The following is an 18298-nucleotide window of genomic DNA, read 5'->3' as shown; positions in this document are numbered from 1 at the left end:
ATAGTTCGATATCTGAAACTATTCAGCATTGAAAAGTAATCCGTATAAAAAACAGAAAGAGCAGCCAATGGCTGCTCTTTTTTATTGCTCGGTACTGTGCTGAATAGGCTGAATCGAGCTTAAGGCATTTCTGCCTAGGAAGGAGACTTACAGTGCAGCAAGTGCCGCTTCGTAGTTTGGTTCTTCAGTGATCTCTGCAACCAACTCGCTGTGTGTTACCACACCTTTTTCATCAACAACGACAACTGCGCGTGTTGTTAGGCCTGATAGTGGGCCTTCAGCGATCGCTACGCCGTAGTCTGATGCGAATGCAGGAGAACGGAAAGTTGAGGCGTGTTGAACGCCTTCAATGCCTTCTAGTTCGCAGAAGCGACCCGCAGCAAACGGTAGGTCAGCAGAAATACAAACAACAACCGTGTTCTCAAGCTCTGCCGCTTTTGCGTTGAACGTGCGTACGCTCGTTGCACAAGTGGCTGTGTCGATGCTTGGGAAGATGTTTAGAACCACTTTCTTGCCTTCAAGGGAAGCAAGAGTCAGTTCAGAAAGATCGCCTGCAGTCAGTGCAAAACTTGGTGCCTGTTCGCCAGTTTGTGGGAATGTGCCAGTTAGCGGTACAGCAGCGCCTTTGAAGGTAACGTGTGACATGAATTTGTCCTTATTTTAATTATGGTTATGAAACTAGTTGAGCCTAGTAAGACTTACGTTACTCGGAAGTGGTTAAGAAGTGAATGGTTTAAATGTCAGAATTGTAATCAAAGGTCTTTGATTTGTTTGTTTTAGGGGAAGAGATGGTGGGACGACAGATAAAGAAAAACCCCGAGAGCTTGCGCTCATCGGGGTCTATAGTCTTACTCGCAGCAATCCGGCTACTAAGTGTGCTCCATGCATCAAATCCATGATAGTGTGCTGTTATCCTTCAGCGTATTCCTTTCGTCGCCTTCCTAGCGGTGTCCTTGATCTTATCCTGATCTGCCAACAATCCTCGTTAGCGCGCGTCACTTGTTCCTTGAGCGGTGTCCTTTACATCATCCTGATGTTCAGTCCTTTCCTCATCCAGAGGTGTCCATTGTCTTTCCTTAGTAGTAACCATCCTAGTTACTATTGCGTCCATTCAATGTCCATTTCGCTATCCATGCCGATTATTCATCCTGAGTAATCGAATCTTCATCCTGAAGATAACCAAGTCCTTGGCGTTTCCTGTTCCGTGTCAGCATCCTTCCGACACCACTCATATTACCGATTCCTTATTTATCAGCAATGGTGCATAAGCGAATTTCTATATAATTATTTGAATGATAAATGTACGTATTGTTTAATTTCAATTGGTTACAGTGTATGGGTGCTTAATTTCGCAGTTAAATGTCGATATTTACTCACTGCCTTGTGAGAGATCTCGCACAAGGCAGCGAGTAAAAAGGGAGAATTATTCCCTACTGACCAATGGCTGCACCTTCACGACGAGGGTCTGCAGCGCCTTCTAGACCATCTTTTGTGAGACGAATAGCGTGTAAACCGGAGTTAAGATCGCGAACGTTGACCTCAAATCCCATCTTTTCTAGCTCAGGTTTGAAGTTTTCCGCTGATGTTCCTTTTTCCAAATCTAAGGTTCCGAAACGGTTTAGGAAGTGTGGTTGGTTGATCGCTTGCTGAATATCCATGTCCCACTGGGTATGGGCAATGATTGCTTGTGCCACGTAACCTATGATTCGACTGCCGCCCGGAGAACCAATCGCCATGTAAGGCTTATCGTCTTGCATGATTGTGGTGGGTGCCATTGAAGAGCGTGGACGCTTGCCCGGTTCAAGTCGGTTGGCGATAGGCTTACCATCGTTGTGCGTCTTGAATGAGAAGTCCGTTAGCTCATTGTTGAGTAGGAAGCCTCTCACCATCAAGCGTGAGCCAAAGGCATTCTCAATCGTGGTAGTCATCGAAACGACATTGCCATCGCTATCAACAATATTGAAGTGGCTGGTGGACGGCAGTTCAATAGATACATCTTGGCTGCGCAGCATTGCGTGATCCCACGGCGGGGTGCCTGATGGCGCACTCTCTAGTGCCTTACCTGCGGTAATTAACTGGGCACGTTCCTGCAAATAGTCAGTATTCACTAACCCTTGAGTTGGCATTGGTACGTAATCTTGGTCTGCCATGTACATCCCTCGGTCTGCAAAGGCTAGGCGAGAAGCGTCCGCTAACACTTGCCAAGATCTCGCATCGTTAGGCCCCCAGGATTTGAGGTCAAACTGCTCGGTCATCGCTAAGATCTGTCCAACCGTTAATGCGCCTGAACTTGGTGGTCCCATTCCACAGATATCGTAACTCTCATAAGCGGAACAAACCGGTTCACGTTGCTTAATTGAATACGCATCGAAGTCTTTTTGTGCCAAGACGCCCGGGTTACCTTTAGCCGTTTGCACAGTGTTGATGATGTCAGTAGAAATCTCGCCTTGATAGAAAGCCTTAGCACCATCCTTTGAGATAGCGTTTAACGTTGCAGCGTATTCTGGGTTCTTAAGTAGAGTACCTGCAGTTTTCGGGCTGCCATCGGCATTGAAGAAGTAGGCTTTAGTTGTCGCAAAGCGGCTTAGTCGCTCTTGGTCATGTTCAATCAAGGTCGCTAAACGTGGACTAATAGTAAAACCTTCTTCAGCCAGCTGAGCAATAGGCTTAATCAGTGATGCCCATTCGAGCTTGCCGTACTTCTGGTGAGTGTCCCACAGCAATTGGACTGTTCCCGGTGTAGCAACAGAGCGACCACCAACCACAGCTTCGTAAAACTTAAGCGGTTGTCCGTTTTCGTCTTGGAATAGACGTGGTGTGGCATCAAGTGGTGCAGTTTCACGGCCATCGTAGGTTTTGAGTTGCTTGTCCTTGCCATCAAAATAAACAAGGAACGCGCCACCACCAATACCTGACGATTGCGGCTCAACTAAGCCAAGCATCAGTTGCACGGCAACCATGGCATCAATCGCGTTACCACCACGAGCAAGTACATCGGCACCTGCTTGGGTCGCCAGAGGGTTAGCCGCGGTGACCATCCAGTCGTTAGCTTTTACGAGTTGTTTGGTTTCTAAACCACTACTTTGTTCGGGAGCGACGGAATCGGCAGCTTGATTTGCCCAACTGACGTGAGAGGCAAAAAGTAGGGTAGAAGTGGCGAGGGTTGTTAGTTTTGTTTTCCACTGCATGATCTTCTCCTTTTCATATGCAGAGCTAGATTGGCAGTGGAAAGATAAGATAGCCAGTGCGTTGTTAACGAATTGTAATCTTGATTCGAATTTAAGCGATTAGACCAGACAGCGACTGCCAAAGAATACTGACGCCAATTAGGCTGAACACCACGCCACATAAGCCATCAATGTAGACCGTCGCTTCACTCAGCTTCTTTTGTAGTGCCTTCGTAGAAAGCATCCACGCTAATAGAGAGAACCAGAACAGTGATAGGCCGAACAGGATCAGCAGTGCAAACCCTTTGCCTGAAAGTGACATGTCGGCAGGCACTAAGCTTGACATCAAGCTGATAAAAAACACCAAAGCCTTTGGGTTGAGAATATTGGTCGCAAACCCTTTCGAAAATGCCTGACGCTTATTCGTGAGAATCAGATCTTTGGAATTGACGGTATCGGCGTCATCGTCGTGGTTCTGAATGAGTTGCCAGGTTGCTTTTAGTGCACCGTAGCCTAAATACAGCAAGTAGCTACCGCCAGCCAATTGGATAATGGCAAATATGGTTGGTTGCTGGTGGACTAGATAACTGATTCCCGTCAGGCTCAGCAATGAATGCAGTAAAATCCCACAAGATAGGCCAAGCGCGATGTACAAGCCTGTTTGTCTGCCGTGACGCGTCGCATTTTGCACGACTAACGCAAAGTCAGGGCCGGGGCTCATCAAAGCGATGAAGTGGATTGAGGCGAGGGTGATCAGTATGGTGACTTCATTCATGTTAGCTCTCAATAACGCTGCCGCTATTTTTAAATAAGTAATCGTATTGAGCGTAGCTTACCGTGATTTGAAATCGAGCAATTGTAAATTATCAACACTTAGTTGATTTGTGAGGGCGGGACGCCGAATGTAGTTTTGAATGCTTTGGAGAAGTGTGCTTGATCATAGAAGCCCACTTGGTACGCGACCTTGGTACCACATATCCCAGATTTAATCAGGCGCATGCTCTGCTCCATACGTAAGCGGCTCAGCCATGCGTATGGCGTGATGCCCATTCTGTTTTTAAAGTGGCGTTGGAATTGAGTTGTGGTTAAGCCGCACAGCTCAGACAGTTGTTCTAATCGCACTGGCTGATCCAAATTTGCCATCAAATAGTCTTTTAGCGTATCAATCGATTGATTACCCAATTTGATGTCGCTCTTGGATCCAAATTTCGCATAACGATCGACAATCGTCGTGAATCCCTCGAATGGTAAGCAATCTTGAGCGAGTTGGCTGATGTTTTGATTGATTAACAGACCGTGTAGGTTGCGTAATTTTGAAAATGCAGCTTGATCGGAGAGGATCAACTCAGAAAAGCCTAATGTGTGACCATTTTGCTTGGGATCGGCAAGATCTTGAAACCACTGGGGAGAAACTGCGAACACGCTGACTTGATAACCCGAATCGAGTTTGGAATGCCCATCATGCAGTTCATCGGGTGGCATGATGACAACTTGGCCTGCGCCAACATGATGGCTAGTCCCTTTATAGGCGAATTTTTGCTGCCCTTGGGTAATTAAACCAATGTGAAAGTCCAAATGATAGTGGCGCTGAAAGGCAAACTCTTGGTATTGAGCTTGGATCAGGCTGATATCATCTGTTGGGGTAGAGTAATAGTGGACTTTATCCATGGTACAAAAAAGCTTGGTTAAATAGTCATCAATTCAACCAAGCTTATCTTCGTATTAAGGGATTGTCTTGTAAAAAACGATCAGTGTTACTGCTTAGCGCGTTTGTTCTTTCTGTTGTTACGCAGACCGTCAAAGCTGAATATCACCAACGCTCCCCAAATAAAGGCGAAGGTAATCGCTTTGTCACTGGTAAACGCTTCGCCATAAATCAGCACCGCTAACAAGAACATTAAGCTTGGTCCAATGTACTGGAAGAAGCCGAGGGTCGATAGCTTCAAGCGTGTTGCAGCGCCGGTAAAGCACAGCAGTGGAATGGTGGTAATAACACCAGCAGCAACCAGTAACAGATTGAGTTGCATCGGGTTCATTGAGAAGTCCGAGGTTGGGCTATCAGCAATAAACAGTAGGTACGTTGCTGCGAGAGGCAACATAACCAAGGTTTCGATGAACAAACCGGTTTGCGCTTCTAAGCTCACCTTTTTACGCAGTAAACCATAAAAACCAAAGCTAAAGGCTAGGGCAATGGCGACGATCGGCACTGAACCGAAGGCAACTAATTGGATTAATACGCCAATCGCAGCAAGAGCCACTGCAAACCATTGCAGCTTACGTAAGCGTTCGCCGAGGAAGAGCATACCGAGCAACACGTTAATTAGCGGGTTGATGTAATACCCCAAACTGGCATCAAGCATGTGATTGGAGTTGACCGCCCAGATAAAGATCAGCCAGTTGGCACCCACTAAAGTAGAGGTCGCTACCAAATAGAGCATTTTTGGTTTTGATGTCAAGGTGTCGCGCACTTTACGCCAGCTGCGGCCAATGTGTAGTAAAAAAGCGAGTAGGAAAAAAGACCATACTACACGGTGGCTAAGGATCTCTAACGGGGAAACGTCACTTAAAGATTTGAAATATATAGGGGCGATACCCCACATGGTGTAAGCACCGATAGCAAGCAAAATACCTTGGCGCGTACGTTGTTGTTCTTCTGGAGTCATGCATCTTTCTCTAGCACAGAGTGCTTATTAATAAGATTTATAAGAGAGTTGGTCAGTATAGGAGCGATAACCCTTTTCACCTAACAATTTGCGGTTTAATTCGCCAGCGTTCCCCTCTACAATGTGCGACTTGCTTGCCGAAGATGCTTGCTGATTTCATACCTCGATTAGGAACCACAATGACCGCCACTCTGATTGCTGAGCAAATACCAACTCCCGCGAATGATGCGCAAACCATCTTACAAGATGTGTTTGGTTATCAAAGCTTTCGCGATGGTCAGCAAGAGGTCATTGACCTGGCCGTTGAAGGCCGAGACAGCTTGGTGATTATGCCAACCGGTGGTGGTAAATCACTGTGTTACCAGATTCCTGCTTTGGTTCGTCAAGGGCTCACTCTGGTTATCTCACCGTTGATCTCTCTTATGAAAGACCAGGTCGATCAATTGAAGGCGAACGGTGTTGCGGCTGAGTGCATTAACTCTTCAATGCCACGAGACCAACTGATGAGTGTGTTCAATCGCATGAATTCGGGCCAATTGAAGATGGTTTATGTGTCGCCAGAGCGTGTGTTGATGCGCGACTTTATCGAACGTCTTCAAGGTTTACCGCTTTCGATGATTGCGGTGGATGAGGCGCACTGTATCTCTCAATGGGGTCACGACTTTCGCCCTGAGTACGCATCATTAGGTCAACTTAAACAGTATTTCCCGCATGTGCCTTATATGGCGCTGACGGCAACCGCTGACGATGCAACACGTAAAGATATTATCTCGCGTCTGCAGCTGGTGGATCCACATACCTACTTGGGTAGTTTTGACCGTCCTAACATTCGCTATAACCTAGTTGAGAAGCATAAGCCCGTGTCACAGGTGGTTCGCTACTTAGAAACACAAAAGGGCAATTGCGGCATCATCTACTGTGGTAGTCGTAAGAAAGTAGAAATGGTGACCGAGAAGCTGTGTAACAACGGTATTCGTGCTGCGGGTTATCACGCAGGCATGGACACCGATGAGCGCGCTTACGTTCAAGAAGCCTTCCAACGTGATGATATCCAGATCGTTGTTGCAACCGTGGCGTTTGGTATGGGTATCAACAAACCCAACGTTCGCTTTGTGGTGCACTTTGATATTCCACGCAACATTGAGTCTTACTATCAAGAGACTGGCCGTGCTGGTCGTGATGGCTTGCCTGCTGAAGCCATGATGCTGTTTGACCCTGCTGATATGGGTTGGCTGCGTCGTATGTTGGATGAGAAAGAAGAAGGCCCGCAAAAACAAGTTGAGATGCACAAGCTGAACGCGATGAGTGCCTTTGCTGAAGCACAAACCTGTCGTCGTCAGGTTCTGCTTAACTACTTTGGTGAATATCGTGAGAAGCAATGTGGCAACTGCGATATCTGTATCGACCCACCTAAGCATTTTGATGCGACCCAAGAGGCGCAGAAGGCATTGTCTTGTGTGTACCGTGTGAATCAGTCGTTTGGTATGGGCTATGTGGTTGAAGTGATGCGCGGTATGCAGAACATCCGTGTCCGCGATAATGGTCATGACAAGCTGTCTACTTACGGCATTGGCCGCGATCACAGCCACGACTACTGGATCAGTATCTTCCGTCAGTTAATTCACAAGGGCTTGTTGTTCCAGAATATCACCCGTAACTCGACGTTACAGTTAACAGAAGAAGCCCGTCCGCTACTGCGTGGTGAGATGTCTTTGGAGCTGGCAGTGCCTCGTTTAGACACGGCAGTGCGCAATGCTAAGTCCGATAAACTGAGTAGCAAGAATTACGATAAGAAGCTGTTTGCCAAACTGCGTAAGCTGCGTAAGTCGATTGCTGATGAAGATGGTTTGCCACCTTATGTGGTATTCAGTGACGCGACTCTGATTGATATGGCCGAAGTACTGCCAACCTCATACGGTGAGATGTTGGCGGTTAACGGTGTTGGTCAGCGTAAACTCGATAAGTACGCAGATCCATTCTTAGATTTGATTCAAGAACACATCACGACACACGGTTAGTTTGCAGAATCATTTAACTTCTAAAAACGACTAGGTCATAGAAAAAGAATAAGGTTGATAGGGACATGACAACACAAACAGAATTTGGCTTAAGAGAGTATTTAGCTGAGGAAGGGCGTTTATTGATTACGTCTCCAAGTTTTGATTTTGATTCTTATGAAGTGTTAGGTGAAAAGCTGGTGGCGTTACTGTCCGCTTCTGTGGTTGAAAAACAATGGGACGCTGACATGCACTCTTGGTTGATTGATTTTGAAGGTTGTCGGATGTTTTTAAAGTCTGAACATTACAGTGAATCAATCTGGTTTGAGTCGCTAAACGCTGAAGAAAGCCGAGAAGAGTTTGATTATCTCGCGACGCTTTTCAAACGCGGTTTTTAACTTCGCTCACCAATAAAAGTGAGAATAAACGTTTGCGTCTGTTCTCACCGTTGCAGCCAATATTGATTAATGTATAATCGCCCGCCGCTCAGTAGAGCAATTTTTTGATACATTTTTTAATTCACATTATTGGTAAGAGCTTTCTTAGATTATTCGAAGAAATGACTCGATTTGGGTTCCCTCACCCCCAAACCAAACTAAAAAGGTACAGCATGAGTAACTTTACCCCTGCGCAACAGCGCAAAGCCCTAGCATTATTAGTTTTGTTCCATTTAGTCATTATTGCATCAAGCAACTATCTGGTTCAGCTACCTTTTACCGTTTTCGGTATGCACACCACTTGGGGTGCTTTCACTTTCCCGTTTATCTTCCTAGCGACCGATCTGACCGTACGCATTTTTGGCGCGCAGCTTGCTCGTAAAATCATTTTCTTAGTGATGCTACCTGCACTGGCCGTTTCTTATTTCTTGTCAGTGGTATTCTTTGAAGGTTCATTCCAAGGGTTTAGCCAACTAGGCGAGTTCAACCTGTTTGTTGCACGTATCGCCGCGGCGAGCTTCATGGCTTACTTGCTTGGTCAGATCTTGGATGTGCATGTTTTTAACCGCCTACGTCAGCTTAAACAATGGTGGGTTGCCCCAACATGCTCAACGTTATTCGGTAATGCTATTGATACCATCGCGTTCTTTGCGATTGCTTTCTACCAAAGCCCAGATCCATTCATGGCCGAGCATTGGACTGAGATTGCCTTAGTCGATTACGGATTCAAACTTATCATCAGCTTAGGTTTATTCGTGCCTATGTACGGCGTGCTTCTGAACTACATTGTTAGAAAGCTAACGGCTGTGAACCCTGACTTTAAAGCGACAGGCGTGAACGTTTAAGGATCAGATTAGAAACGCATTAATGCAAAGATAAGAAAAAGCCCAAGTTAGTCTACTAACTTGGGCTTTTTTAATTCCTAGCGTCAGGTACTAATATCAGAGGCATTCAATATTCAATGGCCAGCCAATATCGGTTTGTCTATTCGACTCGATCTCTAGCTCAGCAGCGGTCAGCGGGTTGTCTGCTAGCCATTGCTTAGAAAGCGTCAAGGTCAGATTGTTACCATCGGTTGCAAGCTTAAACTCAGGCTCTAGTGCTGGATTGCGACGGTGAGTCAACAAAATAGCTAAACGCAAAATACGTAAAATACGCTTGCTGCTGGTGCCTGAGATAGCGTGCTGCTCTGGTAATGAGGTTAACTGTTCACGGTAGCGACGAGTTAACTCACCCAAGTAGTGCTTTTGCGCTCGAGTAAAGCCTGGTAGGTCTAAGTTCTGCAGTAGGTATGCGCTGTGCTCACCGCCTTTTTTGAAATCGATGGTTAAACCAATCTCATGAAGCTTAGCTGCCGTTTGCAGTAGCACACCAGCTTGAGGTTCTGAAACCCACGCTTCGGCGCCTGCTTGCTCTAGCAGCGTTTGTGCGACTACAGCAACTTGTTCACCGTAGCTTACGTCCATTTGGTAGCGTGATTGAACACTCTTAATGGTACGTGCACGAATGTCTTCTTGGCGCAACTCATCAACCATCTCGTAGGCTAGGCCTTCACGGAGTGCACCGCCTGCGAGTGTCATTGAATCAATTTCAAGCAGCTCAAAAATAGCAATAAGAATTGAAAGTCCACTCGGGAACACCAATGCGCGTTCAAGAGTCAGTCCTTCAATTTCTAGCTCTTCCAAGCGCTCAGTAATCATCGCTTGTTTCTGTAGGCGCTTAAGTTTGGCATGAGTAATTACTTCATCCATGCCTTGAGCCAACATGATTTCTTGTAGTGCCTGAACGGTACCACTGGCGCCCACACACACATCCCATCCGATATCAGTGTAGCTATCGAGGATAGGAGCCAACGTCGACTTCGCCGCTTCAATAGCGTTGTTAAAGTTGGTTGCGGTTAATTGGCGATCTTTAAAGTGGCGTTCAAGCCAAGTAACACAGCCCATCTTTAGGCTGGTTAGTGCTTTCGCTGAGAAGCCTTCACCAATGATCATCTCGGTGCTTGCGCCACCAATATCAACAACCAGCCGGCGGCCACTGCCACCAGAAGTGTGTGCTACGCCTTTATAGATAGTCGCAGCCTCTTCTTCACCGGAGATAACATTGATGTCGTAACCAAGGATCTGGTTCGCTTTCTCAAGAAAGATATCCACATTGATAGCGGTACGTAGGGTCGCTGTACCGACAATGCGGATATTTTCTTTTGGAATATCTTGCAGTCGCTCTGCAAAGAGACTCAAACAGTCCCAACCGCGCTGCATGGCTTCTGTACTAAGCGCATTATTTTCATCTAAGCCTGCAGCTAAACGCACTTTGCGCTTAATTTTAGCCATGGTTTGTACGCTGCCATCGATATGACGCACAACGAGCATATGAAAACTGTTCGACCCGAGGTCGATTGCAGCGTAAAGCGGTGGTGACACTGTTTGACTCATAAGCGACTAAGCTTCCTTGTTATGACGCGGTTGGCGTGGGCGACGGTTCTGGTTTGGTTTACGGTTACCGTTGCGTGGGCCATTGTTGTTCGAGCGGCGTTGTTGCGGGTTACGTGTGCGTAAGCGCAATGGTGCTGGTAGATCTTCTAGCAGTGCAGAAGCATCGTAGTCAGACACTGGGATCGCGTGCTCAATGTATTCTTCGATTGGTGGCAAGTTGATTGCGTAATCTTCGCAAGCAAAGCTGATTGAGTGACCACTTGCACCAGCACGACCGGTACGGCCGATACGGTGAACGTAATCTTCACAGTCATCAGGTAGGTCGAAGTTGAATACGTGTGTTACTTGAGGAATGTGTAGGCCACGTGCTGCAACGTCGGTTGCGACAAGTAGGTCAACATCACCTTTAGTGAATTGCTCAAGAATCTTTTCACGTTTCTTTTGAGGAACATCGCCAGTTAGTAGGCCAACACGGTGACCATCTGCAGCTAGATGACCCCAAACAGACTCACACTTGTGCTTAGTGTTAGCGAAGATGATAGCGCGTTCAGGCCACTCTTCTTCAACTAGCGTCTGCAGAAGTGCCATTTTGTGTTCATTTGATGGGTAGAACAGCTCTTCCTGAATACGGTGACCTGTTTTACGCTCTGGCTCAACAACAACATGCTCTGGGTTGTGCATGTGTTCGAATGCTAGCTCTTGTACGCGGTAAGACAATGTCGCAGAGAACAGCATGTTCAGACGATCTTTTGGCTCAGGCATACGGCGAAACAAGAAGCGGATGTCTTTGATGAAACCAAGATCGAACATGCGATCAGCTTCGTCAAGAACAACGGCTTGAATGTGGTTAAGGTTAAATACCTTTTGCTTGTAGAAATCGATGATGCGGCCAGTCGTACCAATTAAGATATCTGCGCCTTCTTCGATCTTACCTAGTTGCTTGTCGTAGCTTTCGCCACCGTAAGCAAGTGCTGCCTTGATACCTGTGCTTTCAACCAGAGAGTCAGCATCGTTGTAGATCTGAATCGCGAGTTCACGCGTTGGTGCCATAATAATCGCACGTGGCTGGTTAGGCTTACGCCCTTCATGCTCAGGTGTTTTTAGCAGGTGGTTAAAAGTAGCAGTAAGAAACGCAAGCGTTTTACCAGTACCCGTTTGGGCCTGGCCTGCAATGTCTTGGCCGGTGAGCAGTACCGGGAGCGCCAAGGCTTGGATAGGGGTACAATAATCGAACCCTTTTTTCTCCAATCCTTCAATGACTTGCGGAAGTAAATCCAAGTCGGCGAACTTTTGCTCTGTGATATGCGTCTTTTTCATTGCTATAGAATATCAGCTTAAGCTTGCAATACGAAAGTAAATACATTCCAATAGGGCATCTATTTACTGGTTATCATCCAACCAGTTCTAAAAAATACATTGGAGTGGAAGATGAGTGATAAGATTTTGCAGCTAACTGATGACGGTTTTGATAACGATGTAATCAACGCTGCAGGCCCTGTTCTTGTTGATTTTTGGGCAGAGTGGTGTGGTCCATGTAAAATGATTGCGCCGATTCTTGACGAAATCGCAGACGAGTACGAAGGCAAGCTCACAATCGGTAAATTAAATATCGACCAAAATGCTGGTACTCCACCAAAATTTGGTATTCGCGGTATTCCAACGCTACTTCTTTTCAAAGATGGCGGCGTAGCAGCGACTAAAGTTGGTGCACTATCTAAAACTCAACTTAAAGAGTTCTTAGACGCTAACCTTTAATAAGGTCAGCATTTGAAAAGAAACCGTGCAGTTAACAAATGCGCGGTTTTGTTTTTTCTAAGCTATGGACTAGTCTTAGTTTTAGTGCTAATTTATCGCACGTTAATTGAACGAATTTCTCTTCTTGGTCGATCCTGTGACCAAATCCTTCTTAACTTAAGAAAACAGATCCTATTTTGACTAAACAAACTTCCACCACTATGAATCTTACTGAACTGAAGAACAGACCTGTGTCTGAGCTTGTTAAACTTAGCGAAAGCTTAGGTCTTGAAAATCAAGCTCGCCTAAGAAAACAAGACATTATCTTCTCCATCCTTAAAGCGCATGCAAAAAGTGGTGAAGACATCTTTGGTGATGGTGTTCTAGAAATTCTTCAAGACGGTTTTGGTTTCCTACGTAGCGCCGACAGTTCATACCTGGCTGGCCCAGATGATATCTACGTATCTCCAAGCCAAATTCGTCGTTTTAACCTTCGCACTGGTGACTCTATTGGCGGTAAAATCCGTCCACCTAAAGATGGCGAACGTTACTTTGCACTGCTTAAAGTAAACACGGTTAACTACGACAAGCCAGACAACGCTCGTAACAAGATTCTTTTCGAAAACCTTACTCCTCTTCACGCCAACGAACGTATGGTGATGGAAGCGGGTAATGGTGCGACTGAAGATATTACGGCCCGTATTCTTGACCTTGCATCTCCAATTGGTAAAGGTCAGCGTGGTCTGATTGTTGCTCCGCCTAAAGCGGGTAAGACAATGCTTCTGCAAAACATTGCTCAAAGCATTGCTCGTAACCATCCTGAGTGTGAACTAATGGTTCTACTTATAGATGAGCGTCCAGAAGAAGTAACTGAGATGCAGCGTCTAGTTAAAGGCGAAGTAGTTGCTTCAACATTCGATGAGCCAGCATCTCGCCACGTACAAGTTGCAGAAATGGTTATCGAGAAAGCGAAACGCCTTGTTGAACACAAGAAAGACGTGGTTATCCTGCTGGATTCTATTACTCGTCTAGCTCGTGCTTACAACACTGTGATTCCTTCATCAGGTAAAGTTCTTACTGGTGGTGTTGACGCGAATGCTCTACATCGTCCAAAGCGTTTCTTCGGTGCGGCACGTAACGTAGAAGAAGGCGGTAGCTTAACGATCATCGCAACAGCACTGGTTGATACTGGTTCTAAGATGGATGAAGTTATCTACGAAGAATTCAAAGGCACAGGTAACATGGAACTACACCTTAACCGTAAGATTGCGGAAAAGCGCGTATTCCCAGCGATTGATTTCAACCGCTCTGGTACTCGTCGTGAAGAGCTTCTTACGAAGAACGATGAACTACAGAAGATGTGGATTCTGCGTAAGATTGTTCACCCAATGGGCGAAATCGACGCAATGGAATTCCTTATCGATAAGCTAGCAATGACCAAAACGAACGATGAGTTCTTTGACGCAATGCGTCGTCAGTAATATTGATTAGCTGATCGTTATTTAATAAGCGCTGCCTTCGGGTGGCGCTTTTTATTTGCATTTTGTAGCGACAGCTTGCAGAATGATCAAAAGTGTTACAAGGAAGTTAAAATGCAACATGGACTGTTGTCATCATTACTCCTGTCTACTTCACTGTTATTTTCACCGGTTGGTATGAGCTATGCCACCGAGATGTCTCCATTTACAGTAGAGTCTTGGCTTGAGAATGATCAAGTAAAACTGAAAACTGCTGAACTACTCGAGCTTGTCGTACGTGACGAAGTCAATTCGCTACGTTTTGCACTTGAGCGCCTGACATTTCCCCAACAAGAGGTGGCTCGTTACCAACTCTTGACGAAGCTCGAACAGCAAAAAATCGTACTCACACCTAAGATGTCCATCTTCATCGAGCAGCAACTCGCTATCACGCCCACTTATCAAGTATTAGAGCGTGGAGATGGCTACGAGTTTACGGTACCTGCCTTTAATTATCCTTCAATAGCTAATCGTCTCATCAAACAGTGGCGTCAAGATCAGAAGACACTGGTGTTTGTACTAGATGCAGAGAAGCAGGAACTCGACCTAAAAGAGTGGTTATCTGGATCTGAACATCAAGTTCAAACGCGAGAAGCGCTGCTCATCAGAGAGTTAGGCAGTTTGTCTCCTGAAGCGGTTGATTACCTAACTAAGCAGCTCACTGCATCTTCTATTGTTAGTTGGTTACCTTCTACTGAGGTGGTGGTTCGATTAGCGCAAGTGAGCGAAGACCCAGAGGTCTACAAAATTCTATGGAGAATGAAGGCCGATTATCATAGCCAAGCTGAGCTAGTGCGCCTTGCTGGAACCAAACAAACGTTCGCACTTGAACAGGTGATGGCGGCGACCAAAAACCCGCGTTTGAAAGATGAAGCGATTACTTTGCTTACCAAGGTTAACCCGTTATCAGAAGAGGTGAAGCAGTTTCTTGTCTCTAGGATGGCGATTGCCGATGAAGCGCCTTTAGTCGCGCGTGAACTTGCCAAACAAGGTCATACGCGATGGTTGCAAGATCTCGTCAATGATAACCCTCAGGTGAAGAGCTCTTTGATCGAGCAAGCATTACCGTAAAGTGGATTTTGCCTTTCAATAACCACACTAAAAAGGGGGATCTCAGCGTCACCCTTTTTGATATACTGAGCGCAGAATAATCAGCATGTAGAAGCCCTATGAGTTTTAAAGATTTACGTGATTTTATCGACCATCTTGAAAGTATTGGTCAGTTGAAACGCATTTCTCACCCAGTCGATCCAGACTACGAAATGACCGAGATTAGCGACCGTACTCTACGTGCTGGTGGCCCGGCTCTTTTGTTTGAAAATCCAGTAGGCTACGACATGCCTGTTTTGACCAACCTATTTGGTACACCTAACCGGGTTGCTATTGGTATGGGGCGTCAGGAAGTCAAAGAGCTGCGTGAAGTGGGCAAGTTGCTTGCTTACCTAAAAGAACCAGAGCCACCAAAAGGCTTTAAAGACGCTCTTGATAAACTGCCCGTGTTTAAGCAAGTCTTAAACATGCCGGCTAAACGCCTTCGCAAAGCGGCTTGCCAACAAGTGGTATGGCAAGGCGATGACGTCGACCTAGATAAAATTCCGGTGATGAGCTGTTGGGCTGACGATGTCGCACCATTACTAACATGGGGTTTAACGGTTACTCGTGGTCCAAACAAGAAACGCCAAAACTTAGGCATCTATCGCCAGCAAAAAATCGGTAAGAATAAAATCATCATGCGTTGGTTAGCCCACCGTGGTGGAGCGCTGGATTTGCGCGATTGGATGGAAACCAACCCTGGTAAACCATTTCCGGTATCGGTAGCGTTTGGTGCCGACCCAGCTACCATTCTTGGTGCGGTTACGCCAGTTCCGGATACTTTATCTGAGTACGCGTTTGCAGGCTTACTACGTGGTAGTAAAACTGAGGTCGTTAAATCAATCAGCAACGACTTAGAGGTTCCTGCAAGTGCGGAAATCGTGATGGAAGGTTACATCGACCCGAATGAATTTGCGGATGAAGGGCCTTACGGAGACCATACTGGTTACTACAACGAGAAAGAAAAGCACCATGTGTTTACTATTACTCATGTAACCATGCGCGAGAACCCTATCTATCACAGCACCTATACTGGCCGTCCACCGGATGAGCCTGCGGTATTGGGGGTTGCGCTAAATGAAGTGTTTGTTCCTATTCTTCAAAAGCAGTTCCCAGAGATTGAAGATTTCTATCTACCGCCTGAAGGTTGTTCGTACCGAATGGCAGTAGTGACCATGAAGAAGCAATACCCAGGTCACGCTAAGCGCGTGATGATGGGTGTATGGTCTTTCTTGCGTCAATTCATGTACACCAAGTTTGTATTGGTGTGCGATGAGGATGTGAACGCACGTGATTGGTCTCAAGTAACCGCAGCGATGTGCGAACATATGGATCCGTCACGCGATAGCCTGATGATAGAGAACACGCCGATCGATTCATTGGATTTTGCCTCACCCGTGGTTGGGTTAGGTTCTAAGATGGGCCTAGATATCACTAAGAAGTGGGACGCAGAGTTAGCGCTATCGCCAGATGTCCAAGCAGCACCTGTAAATAGTGAATATATAGAGGGTAGCTTGGCTGAGCTAACCAAGGCTCACCCTGAAATTATTGATATTCACCTGCAAAACGACAATGCCAGCATGATTGTGGTGTGTATTGATAAGCAAGCAGCCGGTAATGGCAAGAAAATCATGGAAGCGGTTTGGTCTCAATTTGATGAGAACAAGTTTGTTATCGTGTGTGACGGCGATGTCAATGTGAGTGATTGGAATGACATCATTTGGGCGGTAACGACAAGAATGGATCCGGCCAGAGATACGTTATTCCTACAGAATGAAACTGGACACTCAAAAATGGGCCTCGATGCGACCAATAAGTGGGAAGGTGAATGCTTGCGTGAGTGGGGTGTACCAATCACAAAAGATCCTGATGTTGTGAAAAAGATTGATAGCATCTGGGAACAGCTAGGAATTTCATGAGCTACCAAGTAGTCTTATACCCAGAAAACATCAGTTTCACAGTAGAAAAAGGGCAAACGGTCTTGGATGCTGCGCTCAACAGCGATATCTATTTCCCAAACCGTTGCCAAGTTGGCGCATGCGCAATGTGTATGTGCAAAAAATTAGAAGGGCAAGTGAGTTACCACCTTGAACCCATGCTCACAGAGAAAGAGCAGCAACAAGGCTGGATTTTTGCTTGCCAAGCATTTGCAGAAAGTAATTTAGTTCTAACCTTTGCCGATTAAGGGTTAGTAAGAGGAAGAACATGACTATTAAATGTAAAGTGAAGTCTATCGAGCCTTTGGCTTGTAATACTTACCAAATCCTACTTCACCCAGAAACACCGGTCGCTTTTAAAGCGGGCCAGTACCTGATGGTTGAAATGGGCGAGAAAGATAAGCGTCCATTTTCGATTGCAAGTAGCCCTTGTCGCCATGAAGGCGAGCTTGAGTTACACATTGGTGCAGCTGAGCACAATGCTTACGCTTCAGAAGTCGTTGAGGCAATGAAGAAAGCGCAAGCTGAAGATGGCGATATAGCTATTGATGCTCCGCACGGTGATGCGTGGGTTAAAGAAGAAAGCGATCGTCCTCTGTTACTAATTGCTGGTGGTACTGGCTTTAGCTACGTGCGCTCTATTCTCGATCACTGCATCGCGCAGAACAGTAAAAAAGAGATTCATCTATACTGGGGTGCAAAAGATGAGTGTCAGCTGTATGCGAAAGAAGAGCTTGTCGACATTGCAGCAAAACACAGCAATGTGCATTTTGTACCAGTAGTAGAAGAAGCACCTGAAGTTTGGCACGGTCAAACGGGTAATGTATTAGAAGCAATCACGCAAAGTTTCGAATCATTAGCTGATTTCGATATCTACATTGCGGGTCGTTTCGAAATGGCAGGCGCTGCAAGAGACATGTTTACTCAGAATAAAGAAGCAAAGCGTGACCATATGTACGCAGATGCTTACGCATTTATCTAAGAATTCTTTTGGATTTTGAGCGAAAAGAGAGCAGAAATGTTCTCTTTTTTCTGTTTAGGTGAACTATTAGGCAGTTAACCCCTATTTATTCATTTTTTATGAAAAAGTAGTTGCTAAGCTGAGTGGGTTCCCTATAATGCGACACCACTGAGACGGCAGACGCCACAAGGCTTCAGCAACAATCAGTCAGACGGAAAGCGACAAAAAATTAATTTTCAAAAAGTGTTTGACACTGAATGTTAATTCGCTAGAATGGCCGTCCACTTAGAGAGGCTCCTTACTTAAAAGGAACGCTCAACAAGTGAAGCTCTTTAACAATTTAAACCTATCAATCTGT

16 protein-coding genes are annotated in these 18298 nt (G+C 45.9%); 9 read left to right on the top strand and 7 right to left on the bottom strand.

The genetic code is table 11. The features are described 5' to 3' along the window. Positions 1 to 147 precede the first annotated feature (147 nt). The 5 genes from tpx to rarD form a co-directional block, all read right to left on the bottom strand. The gene (tpx, locus tag ACED45_RS18315; RefSeq protein ID WP_050635162.1) at positions 148 to 645 is read right to left on the bottom strand and encodes a thiol peroxidase; all 498 of its coding nucleotides are present in this window, start codon (positions 643 to 645) and stop codon (positions 148 to 150) included. 785 nt (positions 646 to 1430) lie between these two features. Continuing rightward, the gene (gene ggt, locus ACED45_RS18310) at positions 1431 to 3188 is read right to left on the bottom strand and encodes a gamma-glutamyltransferase (RefSeq protein WP_371714677.1); all 1758 of its coding nucleotides are present in this window, start codon (positions 3186 to 3188) and stop codon (positions 1431 to 1433) included. A gap of 91 nt (positions 3189 to 3279) precedes the next feature. Then, positions 3280 to 3942: a LysE family translocator gene (locus ACED45_RS18305; protein ID WP_146491421.1), complete on the bottom strand. Its 663-nt coding sequence runs from the start codon at positions 3940 to 3942 to the stop codon at positions 3280 to 3282. 98 nt (positions 3943 to 4040) lie between these two features. Next, entirely contained in the window at positions 4041 to 4835 is a 795-nt protein-coding gene (locus ACED45_RS18300; protein ID WP_371714676.1) for a helix-turn-helix transcriptional regulator, read from the bottom strand. Positions 4836 to 4921: 86 nt separating this feature from the next. Next, a complete protein-coding gene (gene rarD / locus ACED45_RS18295; protein WP_371714674.1) occupies positions 4922 to 5830 on the bottom strand; it encodes an EamA family transporter RarD in 909 nt (302 codons plus the stop codon). A gap of 179 nt (positions 5831 to 6009) precedes the next feature. Between rarD and recQ the strand changes: the two genes are divergently transcribed. The 3 genes from recQ (at position 6010) to ACED45_RS18280 (ending at position 9109) form a co-directional block, all read left to right on the top strand. Then, complete coding sequence (gene recQ, locus ACED45_RS18290; RefSeq protein WP_371714673.1) at positions 6010 to 7848, top strand: ATP-dependent DNA helicase RecQ; 1839 nt, start codon at positions 6010 to 6012, stop codon at positions 7846 to 7848. A 65-nt stretch (positions 7849 to 7913) separates the two neighbouring features. Beyond that, a complete protein-coding gene (locus ACED45_RS18285) occupies positions 7914 to 8225 on the top strand; it encodes a DUF3630 family protein (RefSeq protein ID WP_371714672.1) in 312 nt (103 codons plus the stop codon). A gap of 212 nt (positions 8226 to 8437) precedes the next feature. Next, positions 8438 to 9109: a 7-cyano-7-deazaguanine/7-aminomethyl-7-deazaguanine transporter gene (locus ACED45_RS18280; protein ID WP_048613244.1), complete on the top strand. Its 672-nt coding sequence runs from the start codon at positions 8438 to 8440 to the stop codon at positions 9107 to 9109. 96 nt (positions 9110 to 9205) lie between these two features. Here the strand turns inward: ACED45_RS18280 and gppA are convergent, their stop codons facing one another. After that, positions 9206 to 10699 carry a guanosine-5'-triphosphate,3'-diphosphate diphosphatase gene (gene gppA / locus ACED45_RS18275; protein WP_123285668.1) on the bottom strand — a complete coding sequence of 498 codons (1494 nt, stop codon included), beginning with the start codon at positions 10697 to 10699 and terminating at the stop codon, positions 9206 to 9208. Between the two features lie 6 nt (positions 10700 to 10705). Continuing rightward, complete coding sequence (gene rhlB / locus ACED45_RS18270; RefSeq protein WP_048610414.1) at positions 10706 to 12016, bottom strand: ATP-dependent RNA helicase RhlB; 1311 nt, start codon at positions 12014 to 12016, stop codon at positions 10706 to 10708. A 111-nt stretch (positions 12017 to 12127) separates the two neighbouring features. On the opposite strand from rhlB, the gene trxA reads away from it, so the two are divergent. The 6 genes from trxA (at position 12128) to fre (ending at position 17961) form a co-directional block, all read left to right on the top strand. Then, positions 12128 to 12454 (top strand): thioredoxin TrxA, encoded by a 327-nt coding sequence (gene trxA / locus ACED45_RS18265; protein WP_010440700.1) that lies wholly within the window; start codon positions 12128 to 12130, stop codon positions 12452 to 12454. A gap of 200 nt (positions 12455 to 12654) precedes the next feature. After that, positions 12655 to 13914, top strand: coding sequence for a transcription termination factor Rho (gene rho / locus ACED45_RS18260; RefSeq protein ID WP_017062978.1), 1260 nt, complete (start codon positions 12655 to 12657; stop codon positions 13912 to 13914). Between the two features lie 111 nt (positions 13915 to 14025). Further along, complete coding sequence (locus tag ACED45_RS18255; RefSeq protein WP_371714671.1) at positions 14026 to 15021, top strand: hypothetical protein; 996 nt, start codon at positions 14026 to 14028, stop codon at positions 15019 to 15021. 98 nt (positions 15022 to 15119) lie between these two features. Beyond that, positions 15120 to 16961 (top strand): 4-hydroxy-3-polyprenylbenzoate decarboxylase, encoded by a 1842-nt coding sequence (gene ubiD / locus ACED45_RS18250; RefSeq protein ID WP_146491414.1) that lies wholly within the window; start codon positions 15120 to 15122, stop codon positions 16959 to 16961. Beyond that, a complete protein-coding gene (locus ACED45_RS18245; RefSeq protein WP_008224727.1) occupies positions 16958 to 17227 on the top strand; it encodes a 2Fe-2S iron-sulfur cluster-binding protein in 270 nt (89 codons plus the stop codon). The genes ubiD and ACED45_RS18245 overlap by 4 nt, the downstream gene beginning before the upstream one ends. 20 nt (positions 17228 to 17247) lie before the next feature. Next, positions 17248 to 17961: an NAD(P)H-flavin reductase gene (fre, locus tag ACED45_RS18240; RefSeq protein WP_017095446.1), complete on the top strand. Its 714-nt coding sequence runs from the start codon at positions 17248 to 17250 to the stop codon at positions 17959 to 17961. Positions 17962 to 18298: the final 337 nt, after the last annotated feature.

The sequence above is a fragment of the Vibrio crassostreae genome, assembly GCF_041439375.1.
Lineage (GTDB): Bacteria > Pseudomonadota > Gammaproteobacteria > Enterobacterales > Vibrionaceae > Vibrio > Vibrio crassostreae_D.
Note: the sequence above shows the minus strand (reverse complement) of the source record. Positions and strands in the feature narration are given on the sequence as shown.